The organism is Brevundimonas sp. DW-iso22 (assembly GCF_058725425.1).
This window is the reverse complement of record NZ_JBZXEB010000002.1, coordinates 362,918-385,463: the sequence shown is the minus strand read 5'-3', so window position 1 is coordinate 385,463 and position 22,546 is coordinate 362,918. Positions and strand designations below refer to the sequence as shown.

The 22,546-nt window shown below is 65.9% G+C and carries 18 protein-coding genes; 10 read left to right on the top strand and 8 right to left on the bottom strand.

What is annotated here, in order from left to right; genetic code table 11:
* The first annotated feature begins 14 nt into the window (after positions 1-14).
* Genes AC4PRM_RS01845 through AC4PRM_RS01830 form a run of 4 tightly spaced genes read left to right on the top strand, consistent with a single transcriptional unit; the run spans position 15 to position 4,965 of the window.
* Positions 15-1,523, top strand: a complete 1,509-nt coding sequence (locus AC4PRM_RS01845) for a Mur ligase family protein (protein WP_492038572.1) — start codon at positions 15-17, stop codon at positions 1,521-1,523.
* Complete coding sequence (locus tag AC4PRM_RS01840) at positions 1,520-2,695, top strand: FtsW/RodA/SpoVE family cell cycle protein (protein ID WP_492038571.1); 1,176 nt, start codon at positions 1,520-1,522, stop codon at positions 2,693-2,695. The genes AC4PRM_RS01845 and AC4PRM_RS01840 overlap by 4 nt, the downstream gene beginning before the upstream one ends.
* Before the next feature lie 9 nt (positions 2,696-2,704).
* A complete protein-coding gene (murG, locus tag AC4PRM_RS01835; RefSeq protein WP_492038570.1) occupies positions 2,705-3,793 on the top strand; it encodes an undecaprenyldiphospho-muramoylpentapeptide beta-N-acetylglucosaminyltransferase in 1,089 nt (362 codons plus the stop codon).
* Positions 3,794-3,849: 56 nt separating this feature from the next.
* The gene (locus AC4PRM_RS01830) at positions 3,850-4,965 is read left to right on the top strand and encodes a mechanosensitive ion channel family protein (protein WP_492038569.1); all 1,116 of its coding nucleotides are present in this window, start codon (positions 3,850-3,852) and stop codon (positions 4,963-4,965) included.
* On the opposite strand, the gene AC4PRM_RS01825 is transcribed toward AC4PRM_RS01830, so the two are convergent.
* Positions 4,962-5,456 (bottom strand): hypothetical protein, encoded by a 495-nt coding sequence (locus tag AC4PRM_RS01825; protein WP_492038568.1) that lies wholly within the window; start codon positions 5,454-5,456, stop codon positions 4,962-4,964. The two genes, AC4PRM_RS01830 and AC4PRM_RS01825, sit on opposite strands and share 4 nt — an antisense overlap.
* On the opposite strand from AC4PRM_RS01825, the gene AC4PRM_RS01820 reads away from it, so the two are divergent.
* Entirely contained in the window at positions 5,455-6,201 is a 747-nt protein-coding gene (locus AC4PRM_RS01820; RefSeq protein ID WP_492038567.1) for a WecB/TagA/CpsF family glycosyltransferase, read from the top strand. The genes AC4PRM_RS01825 and AC4PRM_RS01820 overlap by 2 nt on opposite strands.
* Here AC4PRM_RS01820 and AC4PRM_RS01815 read toward each other — a convergent pair whose 3' ends face one another.
* From AC4PRM_RS01815 to AC4PRM_RS01795, 5 genes are all read right to left on the bottom strand, one after another.
* Positions 6,202-6,471, bottom strand: coding sequence for a hypothetical protein (locus tag AC4PRM_RS01815; RefSeq protein ID WP_492038566.1), 270 nt, complete (start codon positions 6,469-6,471; stop codon positions 6,202-6,204).
* Entirely contained in the window at positions 6,468-9,905 is a 3,438-nt protein-coding gene (gene smc, locus AC4PRM_RS01810; protein WP_492038565.1) for a chromosome segregation protein SMC, read from the bottom strand. The genes AC4PRM_RS01815 and smc overlap by 4 nt, the downstream gene beginning before the upstream one ends.
* 11 nt (positions 9,906-9,916) lie before the next feature.
* Entirely contained in the window at positions 9,917-10,513 is a 597-nt protein-coding gene (locus AC4PRM_RS01805) for a thioredoxin domain-containing protein (protein ID WP_492038564.1), read from the bottom strand.
* Positions 10,514-10,540: 27 nt separating this feature from the next.
* The gene (locus AC4PRM_RS01800; RefSeq protein WP_492038563.1) at positions 10,541-11,203 is read right to left on the bottom strand and encodes a thioredoxin domain-containing protein; all 663 of its coding nucleotides are present in this window, start codon (positions 11,201-11,203) and stop codon (positions 10,541-10,543) included.
* Positions 11,204-11,299: 96 nt separating this feature from the next.
* A complete protein-coding gene (locus tag AC4PRM_RS01795) occupies positions 11,300-11,854 on the bottom strand; it encodes a DUF721 domain-containing protein (RefSeq protein WP_492038562.1) in 555 nt (184 codons plus the stop codon).
* Between the two features lie 21 nt (positions 11,855-11,875).
* Between AC4PRM_RS01795 and AC4PRM_RS01790 the strand changes: the two genes are divergently transcribed.
* Positions 11,876-12,937 carry an A/G-specific adenine glycosylase gene (locus tag AC4PRM_RS01790; protein ID WP_492038561.1) on the top strand — a complete coding sequence of 354 codons (1,062 nt, stop codon included), beginning with the start codon at positions 11,876-11,878 and terminating at the stop codon, positions 12,935-12,937.
* Between the two features lie 59 nt (positions 12,938-12,996).
* A complete protein-coding gene (locus AC4PRM_RS01785) occupies positions 12,997-14,580 on the top strand; it encodes a phytoene desaturase family protein (RefSeq protein WP_492038560.1) in 1,584 nt (527 codons plus the stop codon).
* Between the two features lies 1 nt (position 14,581).
* Here AC4PRM_RS01785 and AC4PRM_RS01780 read toward each other — a convergent pair whose 3' ends face one another.
* Positions 14,582-14,959 (bottom strand): response regulator, encoded by a 378-nt coding sequence (locus tag AC4PRM_RS01780; RefSeq protein ID WP_492038559.1) that lies wholly within the window; start codon positions 14,957-14,959, stop codon positions 14,582-14,584.
* Positions 14,956-16,479, bottom strand: a complete 1,524-nt coding sequence (locus AC4PRM_RS01775; protein WP_373255802.1) for a sensor histidine kinase — start codon at positions 16,477-16,479, stop codon at positions 14,956-14,958. The genes AC4PRM_RS01780 and AC4PRM_RS01775 overlap by 4 nt, the downstream gene beginning before the upstream one ends.
* A gap of 118 nt (positions 16,480-16,597) precedes the next feature.
* Between AC4PRM_RS01775 and AC4PRM_RS01770 the strand changes: the two genes are divergently transcribed.
* The 3 genes from AC4PRM_RS01770 to AC4PRM_RS01760 all read left to right on the top strand — a co-directional run bounded on the left by AC4PRM_RS01770 (position 16,598) and on the right by AC4PRM_RS01760 (position 22,492).
* Complete coding sequence (locus AC4PRM_RS01770) at positions 16,598-18,130, top strand: carboxylesterase/lipase family protein (RefSeq protein WP_492038558.1); 1,533 nt, start codon at positions 16,598-16,600, stop codon at positions 18,128-18,130.
* Positions 18,131-18,350: 220 nt separating this feature from the next.
* Positions 18,351-19,430, top strand: coding sequence for a LacI family DNA-binding transcriptional regulator (locus tag AC4PRM_RS01765; RefSeq protein WP_492038557.1), 1,080 nt, complete (start codon positions 18,351-18,353; stop codon positions 19,428-19,430).
* Positions 19,427-22,492, top strand: coding sequence for a TonB-dependent receptor (locus AC4PRM_RS01760; RefSeq protein ID WP_492038556.1), 3,066 nt, complete (start codon positions 19,427-19,429; stop codon positions 22,490-22,492). Before AC4PRM_RS01765 ends, AC4PRM_RS01760 begins: the two co-directional genes overlap by 4 nt.
* The last annotated feature ends 54 nt before the right edge of the window (positions 22,493-22,546 follow it).

Genomic DNA, 22,546 nt, shown 5'->3' with positions numbered 1-22,546 from the left:
ATGATCGTCCTCTCATGATTTTGGCCCCAGGCTTCGAGGGGCGTCGCATCGCGGTCTTCGGCCTAGGACGGTCGGGGCTGACGGCGGCGCGTGCGCTGAAGGCCGGCGGGGCCTTGCCGGTGCTGTGGGACGACAGTGTCTCCAGCCGCATGCAGGCGGAGGCTGAAGGGTTTGCGGTCGAGGATCTGACCGTCGCCGACTGGTCGGGTTTTGCGGCCCTGGTCCTGTCGCCGGGCGCGCCGCTGACCCACCCGACCCCGCACTGGACGGTGGACAAGGCGCATGAGGCCGCCATCGAGATCATCGGCGATATCGAGCTGTTCGCGCGGGCGATGGCGGCCTTGCCGGAGGGACAGCGCCCCCGCGTCGTCGCCATCACCGGCACTAACGGCAAGTCCACGACGACGGCCCTGATCGGCTGGGTGCTTAAACAGGCCGGGCTGACGGTTCATGTCGGCGGCAACATCGGCATCGGCGTGCTGGCCCTGCCGGAGCCGACGCCCGAGGCCGTCTATGTGATCGAGGTGTCTAGCTATCAGCTGGACCTGACGACCACCTTTGCGCCGGACGTGGCGATCCTGACGAACATCAGCCCGGATCATCTGGATCGGCATGGCGGGATGGAGGGGTATGTCGCGGCAAAGGCGCGGCTGTTTGCGGCGCAACGTGCGGATGGCGTGGCGCTGGTCGGGGTGGATGAGACCTGGGGGTGTGGTGTTGCTGGACATCTCGCGAGCCTGGGTCGTCTCGGCACCGTGATCTCCACCTCCGCTCATCCCGGCGAAAGCCGGGACCCAGCGCTGTCCAGCTTGACGCCGGCGCGCCAGGACAAGCGATCCGAGCCGAATTCATCGACCGATCACCCAAAGAACTGGGTCCCGGCTTTCGCCGGGATGAGCGGAAGAATTGAAGCACACGGGGGCTGGCTCAGCGTCGATGGTGAGCGTTTGGCCGACCTGAGCCCCGCCCGCTCGCTCCCCGGCCGCCACAACGCCCAGAACGCTGCCTTTGCCTACGCCTGCGCCCGCGCCCTTGGCGTCAGCCATGACACCAACGTCGAGGGCCTCCTGTCCTTCCCCGGCCTGGCCCACCGCATGGAAACCGTCGGCACGCTCGGCCGCGTCCGCTTCGTCAACGACTCAAAGGCCACCAACGCCGACGCCGCCCGTCAGGCCCTGACCAGCTATGACCGCAGTTTCTGGATCGCGGGCGGGCGGGCCAAACAGGGCGGTATCGACGATCTGGAGGAGCTGTTCCCGCGCGTGGTCGAGGCGTTTCTGATCGGCGAGGCGGCGGGGCCGTTCGCGGCCCGGCTGGGCGACACCCCGCACCGGATCAGCGGCGACATGGCCACGGCGGTGCAGCAGGCCTATGCCGCCGCCGCCGCCACAGGACGCGACGAGGTCGTGCTGCTCAGCCCCGCGGCGGCCAGTTTCGACCAGTATCCCGACTTCGAGGTGCGGGGCGAGGCGTTTCGCGCCGCCGTCCTGGCCCTCGGTGCAACCCCCATGGCCCCGTCATGACCGAAGCCTACAGCCCCGCGTTTTCGCGCAATGACAAGGGACCGGTGGCCAACTGGTTCTGGACCGTGGATCGGGGCCTGCTGGCCGCGGCCCTGACGCTGATGGGGATGGGCGTGGCGCTGAGTTTCGCCTCCAGCCCCGCCGCTATCCTGGCCGACCAGTCGATCACGGACCCCTTCCACTACAGCTGGCGGATGATGGTGTTCAGCTGTGCCGGTCTGGTCATGCTGCTGGGTACTTCGTTCTTCTCTCCCAAGGGTGTGCGCCGCATCGCCCTGGCGGCGCTGCTGTGCGCCATCGTGACCATGATGCTGCTGCCCTTCATCGGGGATGAGGTGAAGGGCGCGGCCCGCTGGATCAACCTGGGCCCGTTCAGCCTGCAGCCGTCGGAGTTCGCCAAGCCGGGCCTGATCGTCTTTTCCGCCTGGATGTTCGCGGAGGGCCAGAAGGGCGAGGGCGTGCCCGGGGTCAGCATCGCCTTCGGTGTCTGGGGCTTAACGGTCGCCCTGCTGCTGATCCAGCCTGACATCGGCCAGACGCTGCTGATCACCACCACCTTCATGGCCGTCTTTTTCATGGCGGGCGTGCCGCTGAAGTGGGTGGCGGCGCTGGCGGCGGCGGGCGCGGCGGGGGTCGTCGGCCTGTATTTCAGCTTCAGCCACATGCGCGACCGTCTCAGCCGGTTCGGCTCGGACGACGCCGGCGCGACCTATCAGATCGACCGCGCGTCCGAGGCCATCCGGGCCGGGGGTCTGGTCGGACGCGGTGTGGGCGAGGGGGTGATGAAGCGCTCGGTGCCCGACCTGCACACCGACTTCATCTACTCCGTCGGGGCCGAGGAGTTCGGCCTGGTGCTGAGCCTGATCATGATCGGCCTGTTCGGCTTCATCGTCCTGCGCGGCATGCAGAAGGCGATGCGACTGCGCGACCCGTTCGAGCAGACGGCGGCGGCGGGGCTGTTCATCCTGATCGGGCTGCAGGCCAGTATCAACATCGCGGTCAATCTGAGCCTCGTTCCGACCAAGGGGATGACTTTGCCGTTCATCAGCTATGGCGGCTCGTCCATGGTGGCCATGGGCCTGACCATGGGGCTGGCCCTGGCCCTGACCCGCAAGCGACCGGGGGCCTATGAGCCGGGGGCCAGTCTGCCGCGTCGGCGGATGTTGGGTTAGAAGGCCGCCATGAACTCCAGACTCTGCGTCGTCGCCGCCGGTGGGACCGGTGGGCATATGTTTCCGGCCGAGGCCCTGTCGCGCGAACTGGCCGGGCGCGGCTGGCGTATCGTGCTGGCCACCGACAGGCGGGGCGAGGCCTATGCCCAGAACTTCCCGGCCGAGGAGCGGATAGCGCTGGATGCCGCCACCGGGCGCGGGCCGATCGGCATGGCCAAGGCCGGGCTGGCCATCACGCGCGGTGTGGTCCAGGCGCGGTCGGCGCTGAAGCGGTTGGATGCGGCGGTGGTCGTGGGCTTCGGCGGCTATCCGTCCGCCCCGGCCCTTCTGGCCGCGCTCAGTCAGGGTCGGCCGACGCTGCTGCACGAACAGAATGCCGTGCTGGGCCGCACCAACCGCTGGCTCAGCCCATATGTCGGTGCTGTCGCTTCATCCTTTCCGAACCTGCAGAAGGTGCCGCAGGGCGTCGGCGCGCGGGTCACCCTGATCGGCAATCCGGTGCGGGCCGACATCCGGGCGCTGGGCCAGCGGGCCTTCGTGGCCCCGACCGGCGACGGACCCATCCAACTGCTGGTCACCGGCGGCAGCCAAGGGTCGCGCATCCTGTCCGAGACGGTGCCCCAGGCGCTGGCGGCCTTGCCGGAACCCCTGCGCACACGCCTGCGGGTGCAGCAGCAGTCGCGGCCCGAGACGCTGGAGGCCGCCCGCGCCGTCTATGCCCAGGCGGGGATCGCGGCCGAGATCGCGCCCTTCTTTTCCGACATGGCCCGGCGTCTGTCGCAGGCGCATCTGGTCATCGGCCGGGCCGGGGCCTCGACCTGCTCGGAGCTGGCGGTGGCGGGCCTGCCGTCGCTGCTGATCCCGCTCAAGATCGCTATGGACGACCACCAGCGGTTCAATGCTCTCAGCCTGGTCCGGGCGGGCGGAGCCGAGATGGTGCTGGAGGACGAGGTGACGGTCGACCGACTGGCGGCGTCGCTAGCGGCGATGCTGTCGGACTCCGCCCGCCTGTCAGCCATGAGCGAAGGCGCACGCTCGGCGGCCCTGCCGGACGCGACCTCGGCCTTGGCCGACATGGTCGAGGCGGCGGCGATCTGAGCGTCGTAGCCGCAGGCGGCCTTCGCCTCGCCACCGTGACGCGCTAAACGTCAGCCATGCCGATCTTCATTCAGGACATGACCCGCGAGGTCTTCCGCCTCTGGCGCGAATTCTACTGGCTGCCCGAATGGGTGGTCATCTCCGTCATCGTCGGCGTCTTCGTCTTCGTCGGCTGGGCCGCCAATCAGGTGGTGTTCAGCCTGCTGAAATGGGTGGTGCGCAATAAGGACGTCTTCTGGCGCGGAGTCGTCGGTCGCGCGCGGCTGAAGGTGCGGATCGCGGTGATGATCGTCGCGGTGGCCTTGGGCGTCACCATCTCGCCCATGGACCCGGAGCCGTCGCTGCTGATCCGGCAGGCCCTGCTGTTCGGCTTCATCCTGGTGTGCGGTTGGATGCTGGCCGGGGCCGTGGACATGGGGGCCGTCGTCCATCTGCGGAAGTTCAACATGGACGCCGAGGACAACCTCAGTGCCCGCAAGCACGTGACCCAGACACGCATCCTGCAAAGGGTCTCGGCCCTGCTGATCGCCCTGATTACCCTGGGACTGGCGCTGCTGACCATCCCGGGCGTGCGGCAATGGGGGCTGTCGCTGCTGGCCTCGGCAGGGGTCGTCGGCATTGTGGCCGGTCTGGCGCTGCAGCCCTTCCTGACCAATCTGATCGCGGGCATCCAGATCGCCACGGCCCAACCGATCCGCCTGGACGACGCCGTCATCGTCGAGGGCGAATGGGGCCGGGTGGAGGAGATCACCTCGACCTATGTGGTGGTCAAGCTGTGGGACTGGCGGCGGATGATCCTGCCGCTGACCTATTTCATCCAGAAGCCGTTCCAGAACTGGACCCGCGACAACGCCAGCCTGATTGGCACGGCGTTTCTGTATGTTGATTACGAAGCTCCCATCGACCGGCTGCGCATGAAGCTGGAGGAGATTGCCCATGCCTCGCCGCTGTGGGACGGCGATGTGGTCTCGCTGCAGGTCACGGAGGTGACGGAGCGCACAGTTCAGGTCCGCTGCCTGACCAGCGCCCGCAACGCCTCCATCGCCTTCGACCTGCGCTGCGAGGTGCGCGAGAAGATGCTGGCCTTCATGCGCGACGAACTGCCCGAGGCGCTGCCGAGGGATCGGCTGGGGTGGGATCGCAACGCGGCGGCTGCCTCGCCGCAGGGCTAGCCACCCGCGTCCAGATTGGCCCGGCCCTGTCGGACAGCCTCGTCCAGAGTGGTGGCATCGGTGTCGTGGTCCTCCGGATTGCAGGCTGCGACCAGCAGTTCGAAGGCGTCGCCGCCCTGAACCGCTTCGTACGACGGGGCGTCGTCAGGCGTGGATGGCCCTTCTTCACCGCCTTCGCGCACGCCGGCGAAGTCCAGCCGGTCGACATGGCCCCGGGGCCCGCAGTCGAACCGCCACCACGACCAGCCGCCCCAGTAGGGCGTGCCGGCGGCGCGGAAATCCGGCTCCACCACCTGAAACACGCGGATGCGCCCACCGTCGCCTTCGGGCTCCAGACTGGCCAGGTCGGCATACTGCGCGAACCGCCCGGCCCCCAGAAAGACGAAGCGATGCGGCCCTTCAGGCTCGGAAAAGGTCAGCAGCGACAGCAGGCTCAGGATCATGCGTGATCGTAACCGCCCATTGACCCCGGCGCGATAGGGTCCGTCCATGACGCGCTTCATGACGCTGGATTTCGCCGACGGCGACCGTGCCGCCCTGCTGGAGCGGGTGGTCGAGATGGCGCGTGGCCCCTATGCCTATGTCGTCACGCCGAATGTGGATCACGTCATCAAGCTGATGGACGGCCGGGTCGGGGCCGACGTCTATCAGGGCGCGGACCTGAAGATCTGCGACAGTCGCATCCTCAGCCATCTGGCCCGGCTGAAGGGCAGGCGGCTGTCGGTCTATCCGGGCTCGGACATGACGGCGGACCTGCTTGGGTCAGCGGCCACGCGGGAGTTGACGATTGCGGTCTTCGGCCCGGATCGGGCGGCGTTTGACGATCTGGTCGCGCGTTATCCGCAGGCCCGGATGCAGTTTTTGGACGCGCCCATGCTGGTGCCCGACGCGCCCGCTTGGGACGCCGCCGTTCGCGCCGCCGCCGAGGCCGAATGGGACGTGCTGCTGGCCTGTGTCTCCTTCCCCAAACAGGAACGGTTCGCCCATGCCCTGCGTCTGGCGGGGCGAGTGCAGGGCATCACCCTGTGCGTCGGGGCGTCGGTGGACTTCCTGACCGGTCGTCAGCAGCGGGCTCCGGAGGTGTTCCAGCGTCTGTCGCTGGAATGGCTGCACCGGTTGGTGAGCCAGCCGCGGCGGATGTTCAGGCGCTACGTCATCGAAGGTCCGGCGATCCTGGGGTGGTTTGTGAAAACGGAGCTGATGGGACAATATTCATCCGCCGGAGCGTCGAGATAACTAAGCTGAGAAGAGCCTGAGTAATCCATTCACGACGCCGAGGATCGCAAGAATCGCCAAAGGCGTAAGGACCACGAGGCTGAGAACCTTCTGCGTGATGATCCACCAGAAGCGGCCGGGTTCGGAGCGGCGGTCAGCGGCTCGTCCAACCCACATTTGAACGTGGCCAGTCGCAATACCTCTGAACAAGGTTCGTACAGTCTGAGCAATCAACAGGCTGATGACGACGGCCATCATCGCCACACAAATCCAGATGATCGTATTGGTCACGCCACCATCCCCTCCGCCTGCTTCAGATCCACACTGACCAGTTGGCTCACCCCCCGTTCCGGCATGGTCACGCCATACAGCCGGTCCATCCGGCTCATGGTCACCGGGTTGTGGGTGATGACGATGAAGCGGGTGTCGGTGCGGTTGCGCATCTCGTTCAGCATGCGGCAGAAGCGGTCGACGTTGGCGTCGTCCAGCGGCGCATCGACCTCGTCCAGCACGCAGACCGGCGCTGGGTTCGCCAGGAAGACGGCGAAGATCAAGGCCGCCGCCGTCAGGGCCTGCTCGCCGCCGCTCATCAGGCTCATGACCGACAGACGCTTGCCGGGCGGGCAGGCGTAGATTTCCAGACCGGCCTCCAGCGGGTCGTCGCTCTCGACCAGTTTCAGCTCGGCCTGACCGCCGTCGAACAGGGCCTCGAACAGGGCCTTGAAGTTGTCGTTGATGACGTCGAAGGCGGCGACCAGACGCTCGCGTCCCTCGGCGTTCAGCTCGTCGATACCGTCGCGCAAACGGGCGATGGCTTGGGTCAGGTCGGAGCGTTCGACCTTCATGGTCTGGAGCCGGTCGCCATATTCGGTGACTTCGTCCTCGGCGCGCAGGTTGACGGCCCCGAGCGCCTCGCGCTCGCGCTCCAGACCGTAGAGCAGGCTCTCGGCCCCGGCGGCGTCGGGCGGGCGGGCGATGGCGTCGTCGGTCAGCTTCTGGCCCAGCTCCTCAGGCGACATCTGGGCGGTTTCACGCAGGTTCGCTTCCGTCTCGGCCAGCTTGTCGGCGGCTGCCTCGGCGCGGGCGGACAGGCCGGCGCGCGCTTCCCGGGCAGAGGAGGCAGCGGCATCGGCGGCGCGGCTGGCGCGGTCGGCCTCGCCGGCTTCGGCCTCTCCTACGGCCAAGGCGTCGGCGGCGGCACGGCGGCGGGTCTCGGCCGTGGTCAGGGCGTCCAGCAGGGCGGACCGCTGGGCGGCCAAATGTTCGGGGGCATCGGCCGCGGCCTTCAGTCGGGCCGCGACCTTTTCGGCGTCCTTCTCCAGCGCAGCGACGCGGGCCTTTGAATCCGCCGCGCGGCTGGTCCAGCCGTCGCGCTCGCGGGTCAAACCGTCGCGACGAGCTGCGCGACCGGCGATCTCGCGGGCTTCGCTGTCGCGTTCGACGCGGGCATTGGCGGCGGTGGTGCGGGCGGCGTCGGCGGCGCTGCGGGCGTTGGCCAATTCGGCGCGCAGCCCCTCCAGCGTCTCGGAGGGCGCATCCCCGCCCTGCGCCTCGGCCAAGGCTGCGACGGCGGCCTCGTGTTCGATGGTCAACCGCACCAAGGTGTCGTCCAGAGCTTGGGCTCGCGCCTCCTTGCGGGCCTGCTCCCGGCCGAGGGCCTCGACGCGGTCGCGGGCGGCGGTGACGGCCTTGTCCAGGGCGAAGGGCGCGGCGCGGGCGGCCTTCACCGCCTCCTCGGCGGCGCGGAAGGCTTCGGTCGCGGCCTTCATGGCAGTTTGCGCAGCGTCCAGCGCAGGCTTGCCGGTATCGATCTCGGCTTCCAGTTCGGCCAGGCGCGTGCGCTGGGCCAGGCGGACGGCGGCGGGACGCGGGGCCTCGGCCCGCTGGACGAAGCCGTCCCAGCGATAGAGGTCGCCCTCGCGCGTCACCAGCCGGGCTCCGGGCGGAAGGTCGCGGGCCAGGGCGGGGGCAGCGGCGCGCTCCGCGACGCCGCAGAAGGCCAGCCGGGCGGCCAGGGCGGGCGGCGCGTTCACATGATCGGCCAGAGGCACCACGCCCGACGGCCATGTCACAGACGAGACCTCAGCCCCGGCCCAGTGGGTCGCCGCGCGGGCATCCAGTGCGGCATCCAGATCGTCGCCCAGAGCTGCGGCCAGCGCCGCCTCATAGCCCTTGTCGGCGCGGACCTGATCCAGGGCGGGCGGGTGGTCGCGGCGCCCTTGCGTCAGCAGTTGGGCCAGTCCCCGGGCCTCGGTCTGCAGCCGTCCCAACCGGTCCTCGGCGGCGCGGACGGCGGTGCGGGCCTCGGCTTCGGCGCGCGCGCGGTCGCCACGCTCGGCTTCTGCGGTTTCGACGGCGGCCCGGGCGGATGCCAAATCGGCCTGGGCCTTGGCCAGTTCGGCCGAGGCAGCTTCGATCTCCGGCGTCTTAAGCGGGCCCAAGGCCTCGCGGTCGGCCCTGGCCGAGGTCAGCTGGGCCTCGGCGCGCGCGACGCGGGCCTCGGCATCGCGCTTGCGGGCGTTTTCGGCGTTCAGGCGGGCCTCGACGGAGGCGACTGCTCCGGCGACACGCTCGACCTCGGCATCGGCGGCGCGGCGGGCGTCCTCGGCGGCGGCCAGGGTGACCTCCAGTTCGGGGCCACGTGCCGGGGCGGCGGCGATCTCGGCCTCGACGGCCGCGAGGGCTTCGGCAATGCGGCTCAGTTCGGCGGCGGCGTCGTCGGCCATGCTGCCTTCGCGTTCGATATCGGCGGCGATGCGCATGTTCTCGGCCTGAAGGCGTTCGACCTCGGCCCGCGCCGCCTGTTCGGCCATGTCCAGCCGGTCGCGTTCCAGGCTGGCGCGGTGCAGCAGCGCGGCGGCCACGGCGTCCTCCTCCCGCGCTGGCTTCAGCGCTTCCTGGGCTTTCAGGGCGGCGGTCTGGGCGGCGGCGGCGGCGCTGGTGGCCGAGGCGACGGCGCGGTCCGCCTCGGCCAGTTCGGCGGCGGCTCCTTCGGCAGCGACCCGGGCGTCGTTCCAGCGCACGAACAGCAGGGCCGCCTGCAGGGCGCGGATTTCGGCGCTGATCTTCTTGTAGCGTTCGGCCTGCCGCGCCTCGCGCTTCAGCCGGTTCAGGGCGGTTTCCAGCTCGCGTCCGATGTCGTCCAGCCGCTCCAGATTGGCCTCGGCGGCCTTGAGCCTGAGCTCGGCCTCGTGGCGGCGGGTATGCAGGCCGGCGACGCCCCCGGCCTCCTCCAGGATGCGGCGTCGGTTCTGGGGCTTGGCGGCGATCAGTTCGCTGATCTGGCCCTGACGGACCAGGGCCGGGCTGTTGGCCCCGGTCGAGGCATCGGCGAACAGCAGTTGCACGTCACGCGCCCGCACCTCCTTGCCGTTGATGCGATAGGTCGAGCCCTGGCCCCGGTCGATGCGGCGCGAGACCTCCAGCATGGGGGCATCGGTAAAGGGCTGGGGGGCCCGACGCTGGGCGTTGTCGATGGTCAGCTGGACTTCGGCATGGTTGCGCGGCGGGCGGTCGGCGGCCCCGGCGAAGATGACATCGTCCATCCCCTGGCCGCGCATGGCCTTGGCCGAGTTGGCACCCATGACCCAGCGCATGGACTCAAGGACGTTGGACTTGCCACAGCCATTGGGCCCGACGATGCCGGTCAGGCCGGGTTCGATATGCACTTCCGCAGGGTCCACGAAGGACTTGAAGCCCACCAGGCGGAGACGCTGGAACTGCATCGGCTAGGGCGTCAGCCCCCCGCCCGGGCGGCGCGGATGGCGGCCTCGAGGCCCGTCAGGCTGCGGTCGGTCACGGGCTTGCCGTTGACGAAGAAGCTGGGGGTCGAATTCACGCCTGCCGCGACAGCGCTTTCGATGTCGGCGTTGATGGCGGCTTGGGTTTCAGTGCTGCCCACACAGGCTTCTATCTGGGCCTGTGTCCGCCCACTGGCTGCTATTGCCGGGCGATACCAGTCCTGCAGTGGACCTCCATCAAGCGCGGCCTCCTGATTGCGCATCAGCAGGCTGGCGACGTCAAAGAACTTCTCCGTCACTGCACAGCGGGCCAGGGCGGCACCGGACAGGGACATCTGCTGCGGCTGGGTGGGTAGGTTGCGAAAGACGTATCGAACCTGGCCGGTATCTACGAAGCGGGACTTGAAGGCCGCATAGACGTCGTTGTGCCAAGCCGCACAGTGGTTGCAGGAGAAGGAGGCGTATTCGATCACCGTCACCGGCGCATCCGCCCGGCCAAGGACGCGATCCTGGGCCGTGACGGCGGCCACCTGGGCCCGGGCCGGGGTCGCAGCCATTGCTGACAATGCCAGCGTAGCGGCGAAGGCGGCCATCAATGTGCGCCGAATAAGGCTCATAACCTATTTGGCCAATTCGGCTTCGATGGCTTTCGACAGGTCGGCCATGGTAGCGCCGCTCTGAGACCCGGGCGTGATTACAGTATTGCCGTTGACGAGGAAGGTCGGCGTGCCGTTCACGCCTGCCCGAACAGCGGCCTGGGCGCGCTCATCCACCGCCGTTTGTGCCTCCGGGTCCTTGATGCAGGTATCGATCTCGGCGTTGCTGAGGCCAGCGCCATTGCCGATACGGAACAGGACAGCACGTGCACCGCTCAGGTCGCCAGACGCGAACATCTCTTCCTGGCTGTTCAGTATCTCGTGCACGACGTCAAAATACTTGTCGGGGCCGGCGCAGCGCGCGATCATGAATCCTGCCGCAGCAACGTTGGTTGGGGCCGTGGGCATTTCGCGGAACACAAACCGCACCTTGTTGGTATCGACATAGGTGGACTTGAACTCCGGCCAGGTTTCCTTGTGCCATGCGGCGCAGTGGCTGCACGTGACCGAGGCGTACTCGACGACCGTGACCTTGGCCCCTTCGGGCGCACCCATGGCCATGTCGCCCTCGGCCGCGCCGGTCGCACCGCCGCCGCCACAACCGGCCAGGGCGGCCATACCGGCCAGGGCCGCAGCGGTCATAGCCGCGCGGCGGCTCATCTGGGCATACTTCGATTTGAAGGTCATGGCGTCGTCCTCACAGGTAGGGATCGGTCTGCATCGCGCGATTCTGTTCGGCCACGCGCGTTGTGCACCTTCGAGAACAGAAGCGGCGAAGTTTTGTCAACCGCTGGCACCGTCACGGTCGCTCAGTACCGCACGGCCCAGGCGTTCAAGCGAGCCCTTCAGACCGTCGGGAGCGGTGGCAAGAGAGGCCTTAAGCTCGGCCTCCTGTTGCGCGGGCAGAGGCGGCGGGGCGGTCCGGCGCTTCGGCTGGCTCGGGGTGTCGTCCAATGGCTTTACCGGCCCTTGGGCGATGCGCAGCTTGTCCACCGACCCCGCCCCCAGGAACAGGTTTACCCGTTGCAGGATGTCCTCGGACTGGTGCTGGACCAGAAGGGCGGCGGCCCCGACGACGCGTAGTTCCAGCGTGCCCGCCGCGCCGCCGCGCCCCTTGGTCAGTTTCTGTGGACGACTGACGCGGGCCAGACGCTCGCCGACGATCTCGCGCCAGCGGGCCTCCAGGGCACCGGGGCCGCGCCCGAATTTGTCGTCCAGGTCCCTGATCAGCTTTTGCAGGGCACGCCCGGCCCGGGGCGCAGGCCGGGGCAGGGGCCGCGTGCGACGGCGCGACAGGATTTCGCGGACCTCTTCATCGGTGGGCAGCGTGCGGCGCATTTCCGGTCTATAGCGCAGGGAATGGTCGCCGTCCCTATCGCAGACATCTCCCAGCAGACGGTGGCTCGCATCCGCTCCGCCCTGCTGGACTGGTATGGGCAGAATGCCAGGACACTGGTCTGGCGAACGCCGCCCGGGTCGAAGGCACGGCCCGATCCCTATCGTGTGTGGCTGTCCGAAGTGATGCTGCAACAGACGACCACGCCCCACGCCACGCCCTATTTCCAAGCCTTCACGACACGATGGCCGACCGTGAACGACCTGGCGGCGGCGCCGGACAGTGACGTCATGGCGGCCTGGGCGGGGCTGGGTTACTACGCCCGCGCCCGCAACCTGCTGGCCTGCGCCCGGGCGGTAGCCCGCGACCATGGCGGTGCCTTTCCGGGCACCGAGGCCGACCTGCTGAAACTGCCCGGCGTGGGGGCCTATACCGCCGCCGCCGTCGCCGCCATTGCCTTTGGCCGCCCCGCCAATGTCGTGGACGGCAATGTCGAGCGGGTCATGGCGCGTCTGTTTGCTGTCGAGACTCCGCTGCCCGCCGCCCGGCCACGGCTGAAGGCGCTGGCCACCCGCTTTGTCATCGGCGATCAGCCGGGGGCCGAGCATGCCGACTGGCCACAGGCCCTGATGGACCTCGGCGCGACGGTCTGCCGCCCGAAATCGCCGCTCTGTGATCGCTGCCCCGTTGCCTTCGGCTGTGCCGCCCTGACCACCGGTGATCCGGGCCGCTATCCGTTGAAGGTGAAAAAGGGCGAACGTCCGCACCGTCACGGCATCGCCTGGGTGCTGCGCGACGGTGAAGGGCGGGTCGGCCTTGTACGTCGCCCTGACAAGGGCTTGCTGGGGGGAATGCTGGGTCTACCTACCTCGAACTGGGGCGAGAGCTCTGATGCGACCCCACCTGTCGATGCCCACTGGCGCGAGGCCGGGGCGGTGGAGCATGTCTTTACCCATTTCAGCCTGACACTGGCCGTGCGGGTGGCGGCGGGCGCAGGCGATTTCGTCTGGACACCGGAGACCGAAGCTCTGGCCGGACTGCCGACTGTCTTCAAGAAGGCGCTGCAACTCGGTCTGGCAGGCTAGATCAGCTCTTATCGAACGAAGGCAGGCAAGGCATTGTATTGGCTGAACAGCGAGGCCGCATGACCACAACCACTACCGACGTCGTCATCCTGGGCGCGGGCCACAACGGTCTCGTCTGCGCCTTCTATCTGGCGAAGGCCGGGCTGAAGGTGACGGTTCTGGAGCGGCGGCATGTCGTCGGCGGGGCGGCGGTAACGGAGGAATTCCATCCGGGGTTCCGCAACTCGACTGCCAGCTACACGGTCAGCCTGCTCAATCCGAAGGTTATTGTAGACATGGATCTGGCCCGCCACGGTTTGCGGGTGGTGGAGCGTAAGGTGTCGAACTTCCTGCCGTTCGACGACGGGCGCTATTTCCTCGCGGGCGAAGGCCGGACACAGGGCGAGCTGGCCAAATTCTCGACGAGGGACGCTGAACGCCTGCCGGAGTACGAGCGGCGGCTGGAAGTCGTGGCAGGGGTGCTGCGCGACTGGGTCCTGAGGGCACCGCCCAATGTTGTCGCGGGCGGCTGGATGGCGATGCTCCCGGAACTGCTGAAAGGGGCGTCGCTGGGCCGGCAGGCGATGGGACTGGATATCCAGGGGCGGCGCGACCTGCTGGACCTTTTCGCCAAGTCGGCGGGAGACTGGCTGAATGGCTGGTTCGAGAGCGATCCGATCAAGGCGTTGTTCGGGTTCGACAGTGTGGTGGGTAACTACGCCAGCCCATACACTCCTGGCTCGGCCTATGTGTTGCTGCACCATGTCTTCGGCGAGGTGAATGGCAAGAAGGGCGTCTGGGGCCACGCCATCGGAGGCATGGGCGCGATCACCCAGGCCATGGCGGCGGCCTGCGCCGAGGCCGGGGTCGAGGTGAGGCTGGAGGCACCGGTCGCTGAAGTTCTGACCGAGAAGGGCCGTGCAGGCGGGGCAGTGACCGAAGCCGGGGACGTGGTGCGGGCGCGTGCCGTGGTGTCGAACCTGCATCCACGACTGCTGTTCGAGCGGTTGGTGGACGACGCGGTCGTGCCTGATGACTTCCGCGAGCGGATCGGCAACTACAGTTCAGGCTCTGGCACGTTCCGGATGAATGTGGCGCTGTCGGAACTGCCGAACTTCACCGCCCTGCCGGGGCAGGGGGATCACCTGACGGCGGGGATCATCATTGCGCCGTCGCTCGACTACATGGACCGGGCGCATGCGAGCGCGCGGCTGAACGGCTGGTCGTCGAAGCCGATTGTCGAGATGCTGATCCCGTCGACGCTGGACGACGGCCTCGCTCCACCCGGCCAGCATGTGGCCAGCCTGTTCTGTCAGCACGTCTCGCCCGATCTGGCGGATGAGCACCGGGAAACGGTGGCCGACCTGATGATCGAGACGGTCGATCAGCATGCGCCAGGTTTCAAGGCGTCGGTGCTGGGGAGGCTGGCGCTGGGTCCGCGCGATCTGGAGCGGCGGTTCGGCTTGGTCGGCGGCGACATCTTCCATGGACGGCTGACGCTAGACCAGCTGTTCAGCGCGCGTCCCGTGCTGGGCCACGCTGATCACCGGATGCCGGTGCCCGGGCTTTATCTATGTGGGTCGGGCGCGCACCCCGGCGGTGGCGTCACCGGAGCACCAGGGCACAATGCGGCGCGGACAGTGATGAAAGACTTGAAGCGGTAGATCAGACGCTTGCGATGCCGAGCGCCGTCATAAGAGCGTCCTGCACGGCGGCCTCGCTGAACGGTTTCTGGAGCGTGGGGCGACCCTTCCATTCGTCTGGCAGACCGCCTTCGCCATATCCGGTGGAAAAGACGAAGGGGATGTCGCGCGCAGCCAGCGCTTCGGCGATCGGGAAGATCTTCACCCCGGCGACGTTGACGTCCAGCAGAGCACCATCAAGGGTCATGCCGCTTTCGATCAGGGCCAGACCTTCATCCACGCTGGAGGCTGGGCCAACCGGAGTGCAGCCCATGTCTTCCAGAATGGTCTCCAGCAGCATGGCGACCAGGGATTCATCCTCGACGATCAGGATGTTTCGTCCGGACAGGGGCTGGTTCATGCAGTGTCTTCCCGGTCAAGCGGAATGGTGAAGGCGGCGATAAGGCCACCGGGCGCATAGTTCAGTGTGACCGTCCCGCCAAGGTCGTGTCGCACATTGCGTTCGATCAGTCTGCTGCCGAAACCCCGATGGGTAGGTTGGACGGCCCCGCAGCCCCCTTCCTCGCGCCATGTCAGGTGCAGGGTGCGAGCGGTCTGGTTGCTAACAGACCAGTCGACCAGCACGCGGCCTTCGCCGGAAGTCAGGGCTCCATATTTGGCGGCATTGGTCGCCAGTTCGTGGAACACCATGCCCAGTGACAGGGCGGACGCAGAATCCAGGGCCAGTGACGGCCCATTCAGCAGGATGCGGTGCTGGTCGTGTGCCTGGGTTTCGTGTTCCAGTATGGAGCGCAGGTCGGCACCCTCCCAGTGACTGCGCGTCAGCAGGTCATGGGTGTGGGACAGGGCAAGAAGTCGCGCCTGGAAATTTTCGGCAAACCGTTTGGGGTCGGAGTTGGAACGCGCCGTCTGCATGGCAATGGACTGGACCGTGGCCAAGGTGTTTTTCACCCGATGGTTCAGTTCGTCGATCATGAGCTTCTGGCGCTCGGCGGCGACGACGGCGTCGGTCACATCGTGACCCTGTACCAGAACGCCGACGATACGACCGTCTGCCTCGCGGATGGGGTGGTAGCTGAAATCGACATAGGTATCGACGGGCGGTGCCCCGGACCGGCGCGGGAAGCTGAACAGGCTCGCATTGCCGTGGACGGGTTCGCCGGTCTGAAAGACGCTGTCCAGCATGTCGACGTAACCCTGAGCGATCACTTCGGGCATGGCCTGAGCGATGGGCAGTCCCTGAATGTCGCGCTCTCCGATCAGGCGGCGGTAGGCCTCGTTATGAAACTGAAAGACGTGTTCCGGGCCGGAGAGGACGGCGACAAAGCCGGGGGCCTGCATGAACATGTCGACGAGACGATTGCGCTCGACTGAAAGTCGCCGGTTGTCCTCCTGCACCTGTTTCGCGCGTTCCAGGATATTGCCGCCGACGATGGCATCCAGCGCCTTGAGTGGAGCCATGCCTGCTGCGGCCTGGGTTTGTTGGCGAAGCAATTCCAGTTCTGTGATGTCCGTGGTGTGCTGAAGGATCATCACCACCTCGCCCGCTTCGTTCAGAAGGGGGGTGTGGGTAGCGCTCCAGTACCGGTCCTCGAAGACATCGCCCTCGTCTGTCGGGCGGGCCATGGAGTAGCGGACGACGGCCAGGTGATCACGCTGGCGCGTGTCACGGGCCTTCTCGAGTGAAGCCCTGACCTGGCGCACATTTTCTGGCGCTTCGTCGCCCGGTCCCGAGTTGAAGGCGGCGAAAAGCGACCGACCCACGATGGCGTCGCGCACGCTGTTTGTGACGTCCAGATAGGCCTGGTTGGCCCCCATGATCACGAACTCTGGTGTCATCAGAACATATGGATTGGGCGAGGCGTCGAAGGCCTGGCCCAGGTCGACGTTCGGATCTCCTGATCTGGAAAGTATTTTCAAGCCGGTCCCCGCTGCTGGCCCCGTCAACGTCCTCCGGGATGGTTGGTTTCATCCCGAAACCGCTGTTGTTGCAAATCTCGATTTGAGGCCAGTGCGTCATCCCGTTTAAGGAAGAGTGATGAGCCTTGTGTCCTTTCTGTCTGCGGTGGCCCTGATGCTGTCTCCGGTTTCATCGAGCGATCCCGTGGTGGAGGTGTTGACGACTGACGGCGCGCTGGTCGGGCGGGCGAATGATCAGGTCGAAGCCTTCAAGGGAATCCCGTATGCGGCCCCCCCGGTGGGGGCATTCCGCTGGCGGCCGCCTCAGCCGGTAGAGGCATGGGATGGGCCACGCGACGCCGGAAACGTCGGGGCCTTGTGTCCGCAACCCCCGGCCAATGGCGACCCGGGCGTCGGGCCGATGCCGATGAGCGAAGACTGCCTGACTCTGAACGTCTGGTCGCCAAAGGATCGGGCAGGTCCCGCGCCGGTGATGGTGTGGATCCATGGCGGCGGATTCAACAACGGTTCAGGCACGGCGGCGTTGTATGACGGTACGGCCCTGGCGCGGCGGGGCGTGGTGGTCGTCACGATCAACTATCGGCTGGGCCGACTGGGCTTCTTCGATCACCCGGCGCTGGCGGCCGAGCGCGAGCATGACGAGCCCGGCGGCAACTATGCCCTGATGGACATGATTGCGGCCCTGAAATGGGTGCAGGCCAATGCCGAGGCTTTCGGCGGCGATCCCGGTCGGGTGACGATCTTCGGCGAATCCGCCGGGGGGGCTGCTGTCACCCGCCTCATGATTTCGCCGGAGGCGCGTCCGCTGTTCCACCGCGCTGTCATCCAGTCCGGGCTGGGGCGTGACACCGGCACACCTCTGGACAGGGTTTCCGCGCTAGGTAAGCCGTCGTTGCAGGCCCGCGGGCAGGCCTACGCCCAGCGGCTCGGGCTTGCGGCGGCAACCTCTGCGGATCTGCGCGCCATTCCCGCCGAGGCGCTCCTGACCCCCGCCCCGAACTTCTATGGCGGCGACAATCTGGTGATCGACGGATCGGTGGTTCAGGAGGATGTCGAGGCGGCGTTCGCGGCCGGCAAACAGGCCCCGGTGCCCCTGATCATCGGCACCAACAGCGCCGAGTTCTGGTGGATGAAGCCATCCGACCTCAGCCCCTATGGCGAGATCGACGACGCCATGACCCCGAACGAGCGCGCGGCCATCGTCGCGGCCTATGGCGGGGAGGACGGCTACAACGCCCATGTCGTCAGCGACCTGGCCTTCAATGAACCGGCGCGGCATCTGGCGCGGCTCCATGCAAGGGCGGGCAACCCGACCTTCCTGTATCGCTTCGACGTGGTGCCTGATCCCAACCCCGAGCCACACGAGGGCGCGACCCATGCGTCGGAGCGGCCATATGTCTTCGACAATCTGGCGACGACCAACTGGCCGATGGGCGAGCGGGACTATCGGGCGGCTACAGCCATGGCGGATTACTGGAGCCGATTCGCAGCGACGGGTGATCCCAACGAAACAGGCCGTCCTGCCTGGCCGCAGTTTGGGGTGGAGCCGGATCGATTGCTGGAGTTCACCAACGACGGGCCGGCGGCCAAGCCGATACCGTTCAAGGACAGGCTGGACCTGATCGAAGCCTACTACAGCCGTCCACGCTGAGCCTTCTCGCCTACCCGGCCGTGATGCCCGCGCCACAGGCCGCGGGTGCCTTGCGTATGGCTTAAATGCGGCCTTGCGTGACGCAATCTTCATGTGCCATGTAATCGGTTACACGGATTGATGGACGGACCCGCGAAAAGCGGGCCGGTGCCGCGCCGGTCAGGGAAGGGCGTTTGTTGATCTCAAGGATCATCCAGCAAAGCTGCGCGGTGGTGACGGCATGAAGCCGGCCAATATCCGTGACGTGGCGCGCCGGGCGGAGGTCTCCGTGGCTTCCGTTTCGCGTGTGCTGAACGGGGCTGGCCCCGTGACGGCGGCCACCCGTGAAAAGGTGCTTCAGGCGGTCGAGGCCTTGCAGTACGTACCCCATTCCGGCGCACGCAGCCTTTCGACCAGCAAGACCCAGACGATCGGCGTCGTCCTTCCCGACCTGTACGGCGAGTTCTTTTCCGAGTTGATCCGCGGCATGGACGTGGCGGCGCGGGCGCTGGGCTATCACCTGATCGTCTCCAGCTCGCATGACGATGCAGAAGAGGCCTCGGCGGCCATCCGCTCGATGCGTGGGCGGGTCGACGGGCTGATCGTGCTGTCGCCGCACCTGGATGCCGCGAATCTGGCGTCCAGCCTTGCCGGTCGCTTGCCTGTCCTGCTGATGAACGGTGGGGCGACCGATGCCGGACGACCCTCGATCGTCGTCGACAACCACGGCGGCGCGGTCCGGGCGGTCGAGCATCTGCTGGAAACCGGTTGTCGGCGGATCGTTCATATCTCGGGTCCTGCGGGAAACCTGGAGTCCGAAGCGCGTCTGGCGGGCTATCTGCAAGCCATGGCCAGGGCGGGCCTTCCCACCATGGTGCTCGATGGTGCGTTTACCCAGGCCTCGGGCCAGGCGGCGGGCGTCCGGATCAGCGAGATGGCTCTGAAGCCCGACGCCATCTTTGCGGCCAATGACATCATGGCCGTCGGCGCGATGCTGGCGCTTCAGGACGCAGGTCTGCGGGTGCCCGAGGATGTGGCTCTTGTCGGCTTCGACGACGTGCCGATCGCCGACATGGTCCGCCCCGGACTGACCACCCTGGGCATCAATATTGCCGAGACGGGCCGGCGCGCTCTGGAGCGTCTGGTCCGGATCATCAACACCGCAGACGACGGCCTGACCGACACGTCCTGCGAAACCGTGCGACCCGAACTGGTCGTGCGGGCGTCCACCGGGCCTGCCTTGCAGCCCCGCCCCAATCACCAACCCGGCGCGCGCGCCATCCATCCTGTTTCAGCCCTGGAGGGGGAGAACCCACAATGACACGCAACAAGGTTTATTTTGGCGCCGCATCGGCGCTGGCTGTCGCAATGTCGCTGGCGGCTGCCGACAGTGCTTTCGCTCAAGCGGCAAGTGCGACGCTGCGAGGAACAGTCTACGAGGGCGCTGCAGTGGAAACTGGCGGCAACGTACTGGCAACCGAAATAGCCACCGGCTACGTCACGCGCGGGCGGGTCTCCAGCAACGGTAGCTATGTGCTTCTCGGCCTTCGCCCTGGCACCTACCGCATTGAAGTGACTTCCGCTGACGGTCAGACCGCGCAGGACACAGTTACCCTTTCGCTGGGGCAGGTGGCGACACTCGACCTTGACGTAGCATCACAGGTCTCCTCTGTAACCGGTTCCACCGACGGGGCCACGGAGTTGGGTGACATTGTCGTCACCGGGCGCCGGATTTTCGAGGTTCGCACTTCTGAAGTCGCAACCAACGTCAACCAGCAGCAGATTAATGATCTGCCGCAGATCAGCCGCAACTTCCTGAACTTCGCCGCTCTGGCACCCGGTGTGGTGGTTCAGGAGGGCGACTCTGAAAGGACGATTTCAGCCGGTGGTCAGCCGTCGGTTGCGATCAACGTCTTCATCGATGGTCAGAATCAGAAGGCAACTGTCATTGATGGCGGTGTCGCCGGCCAGGATGACAGTCGCGGCAATCCCTTCCCGCAGGCTGCTATCCAGGAATTCCGCGTTCTGACGCAAAACTTTAAGGCTGAGTACGAGCAGGCCTCGTCGGCGATCATCACCTCGGTAAGCCGCTCGGGAACCAACGACTTTTCGGGTGACATGTTCGTGCAGTGGCAGGATGGCGACTGGATTGCACAGAATGTGTTTTCCGAGCGTCGTGGAGAGCCCAAGCCGCGTCTAGACCGCCTGCAATATGGTGGCTCGGTCGGTGGGCCGATCATCGAGGACCGACTGCACTACTTCCTTGCCTACGAGAAAAAGGAAGAGACGCGTGATCGCACGGTGTTCCTGAACCGCACGGAATACACCCCGCTGTTTGATCAATATCTGGGAACCTTCACCGCGCCATTCGAGCAGGACCTGCTGTTCGGCAAGCTCTCCTGGCAGATCGATGATCGTCAGCGGTTGGAACTGTCCGGTACCTACCGAACCGAGCAGGACATTCGAGATTTTGGTGGAGGCCCGACGTCTGCTGAGCGCGCCAATGCCATTAATGGTGATACGCGATCAGTGGTTCTACGCCATCAGTATCAGGGCGACAGCTTCCTGAACGAGGCTTCGATCGATTACTTCAGTTCAGTCTACAACCCGCGCGCGGTGAATTTTGACCAGCCTGGTCAAAGGTTCGTGGTTTTCCGCGACAACTGTGTAGCATCGACGCCGCCGCCTAATCCTGCCGTCTGTCCTGTTATCCCTGGATTCCAGTTTAGCTATACCAATATTGAAGCGACGGTATTCAACCTTGGTGGAGGCACCAACAATCAGGATATCGAGCAAGAAAGTCTTACGTTCAAAAACGACCTGACGTTCAACGAAGTTGAATGGATGGGCCGGCACACCATCAAAATGGGTTTGAAGTACTCTCAGCAGTATTATTACGTTGCTAAGGACTTCAACAGGAATCCATTTTTCACCTTCGATATCGATGCCCGACCTGAGGTCTTGGGCAGTTCCTCTATCCCCACCCAAGTTAGCCTTAACCTGCCAGTCGAACCGACTTCCGTTGATAACAATGTCTTTGGCATCTATCTGCAAGACGACTGGCAAGTGACGGATAAGTTGGAACTCAACCTCGGCATCCGCTGGGATTATGAGGATAATGCCGTCAACAACGACTACGAGACACCGGCCGAAATTCGTCGGTTCCTGACGGCTCTACAGGCGGCCCCCGCTTATGCGTCGACGGTTGACCTATCCAACTATATTTCCACGGGTGGACGCGACGCCTTCACGGGTGCCATTCAGCCGCGTATTGGCTTCTCGTACGATATCTTCGGCGACGAGCAGACCGTGCTATTCGGTGGTGCGGGCCGGTACTATGATCGTATCGGCTTCAACTTTGCCTTTTCGGAACGGTTCGGGCCTCTCAATCGCACCAAGAACATCTACTTCTCGCCAGCTGGAGGAGCCTACGGAGGGCGGACCGACACGGTTGCTTGGAATCCAATCTACGCGACGAGGGAGGGGCTCGACACTCTGTTGGCTGGCACAGTGGGAACGGGCGAGGTCTTCCTGATCAAGAACGACGCGGAGATGCCGCACACCGATCAGTTCAATCTCGGCGTTCGCCAGAAGTTTGGAGAAATCCAGACGGCGCTGACCTTCTCCTACGCGAAGACCGAGAACGAGTTCGGTTGGTATCGTCTGAACGTGAACAATGCCAACTCCGTTGTTGTGCCACTGCCAAGCGTCATCGATCCCGATACGGGGCAACCTTTCCAGTATCGCAGTGCGTTTTACTCCGATCACGACCGCGAGCGTGAATACAAGGCGATCTATTTGACGATCGACAAGCCGTATAACGTCGAAGATCGTTATGGCTTCAACGTCGCCTACACCTATGCGGAAGCCACGCAGAACGGCAGCCGAGATCAAGGTCTTTCCAACTTCGACTTCGACTATGCGTCGATCAGCGCGACGCCCACTTTCAACTCACCCGGCACGGATCGTCACCGGGTCGTCCTTTCCGGCACGGTTGGGCTGCCGTGGGATTTCCGCCTGTCCAGCCTGATTACCCTGGCCTCGGGCAAGCCGTTCACGGCCTTTAATCCGGGTAATGGTGGCAAGCCGCTGTGGAACGAGTTCTATCCCGAAAAGCACAGCTTCATCATACCGAATGCCTTTGCCTATCGTCAGGTCGATCTGCGTCTGACCAAGGAGTTTCAGGTGTGGGGCGGTGACATCGTGGAGTTCACCTTCGATGCCATCAACGTCTTCAACTACAAGAACTACAGCGGGTTCAACCAGACCTTGCGTGTCAACAACAATACCCCGCCGGCCGCCTTCAACCCAACCTTTGGCGATCCCACCGCCCAGTTCTTGCCGACCCGCAGCTTCCAGGTCGGACTTCGTTATCGCTGGTAATCTCTCCTGACCCTGACGGCCGCCCCTCGCATTCCGAGGGGCGGCCGATTTTTG

Coding starts and splice junctions, on each gene's coding strand:
- AC4PRM_RS01805 (WP_492038564.1), bottom strand. CDS start 10,513: ATGGCCGCCTTCGCCGCTACGCTGGCATTGTCAGCAATGGCTGCGACC.
- AC4PRM_RS01760 (WP_492038556.1), top strand. CDS start 19,427: ATGACACGCAACAAGGTTTATTTTGGCGCCGCATCGGCGCTGGCTGTC.
- murG (WP_492038570.1), top strand. CDS start 2,705: ATGAACTCCAGACTCTGCGTCGTCGCCGCCGGTGGGACCGGTGGGCAT.
- AC4PRM_RS01800 (WP_492038563.1), bottom strand. CDS start 11,203: ATGACCTTCAAATCGAAGTATGCCCAGATGAGCCGCCGCGCGGCTATG.
- smc (WP_492038565.1), bottom strand. CDS start 9,905: ATGCAGTTCCAGCGTCTCCGCCTGGTGGGCTTCAAGTCCTTCGTGGAC.
- AC4PRM_RS01795 (WP_492038562.1), bottom strand. CDS start 11,854: ATGCGCCGCACGCTGCCCACCGATGAAGAGGTCCGCGAAATCCTGTCG.
- AC4PRM_RS01785 (WP_492038560.1), top strand. CDS start 12,997: ATGACCACAACCACTACCGACGTCGTCATCCTGGGCGCGGGCCACAAC.
- AC4PRM_RS01840 (WP_492038571.1), top strand. CDS start 1,520: ATGACCGAAGCCTACAGCCCCGCGTTTTCGCGCAATGACAAGGGACCG.
- AC4PRM_RS01770 (WP_492038558.1), top strand. CDS start 16,598: ATGAGCCTTGTGTCCTTTCTGTCTGCGGTGGCCCTGATGCTGTCTCCG.
- AC4PRM_RS01830 (WP_492038569.1), top strand. CDS start 3,850: ATGCCGATCTTCATTCAGGACATGACCCGCGAGGTCTTCCGCCTCTGG.
- AC4PRM_RS01825 (WP_492038568.1), bottom strand. CDS start 5,456: ATGGACGGACCCTATCGCGCCGGGGTCAATGGGCGGTTACGATCACGC.
- AC4PRM_RS01845 (WP_492038572.1), top strand. CDS start 15: ATGATTTTGGCCCCAGGCTTCGAGGGGCGTCGCATCGCGGTCTTCGGC.
- AC4PRM_RS01765 (WP_492038557.1), top strand. CDS start 18,351: ATGAAGCCGGCCAATATCCGTGACGTGGCGCGCCGGGCGGAGGTCTCC.
- AC4PRM_RS01780 (WP_492038559.1), bottom strand. CDS start 14,959: ATGAACCAGCCCCTGTCCGGACGAAACATCCTGATCGTCGAGGATGAA.
- AC4PRM_RS01820 (WP_492038567.1), top strand. CDS start 5,455: ATGACGCGCTTCATGACGCTGGATTTCGCCGACGGCGACCGTGCCGCC.
- AC4PRM_RS01790 (WP_492038561.1), top strand. CDS start 11,876: ATGGTCGCCGTCCCTATCGCAGACATCTCCCAGCAGACGGTGGCTCGC.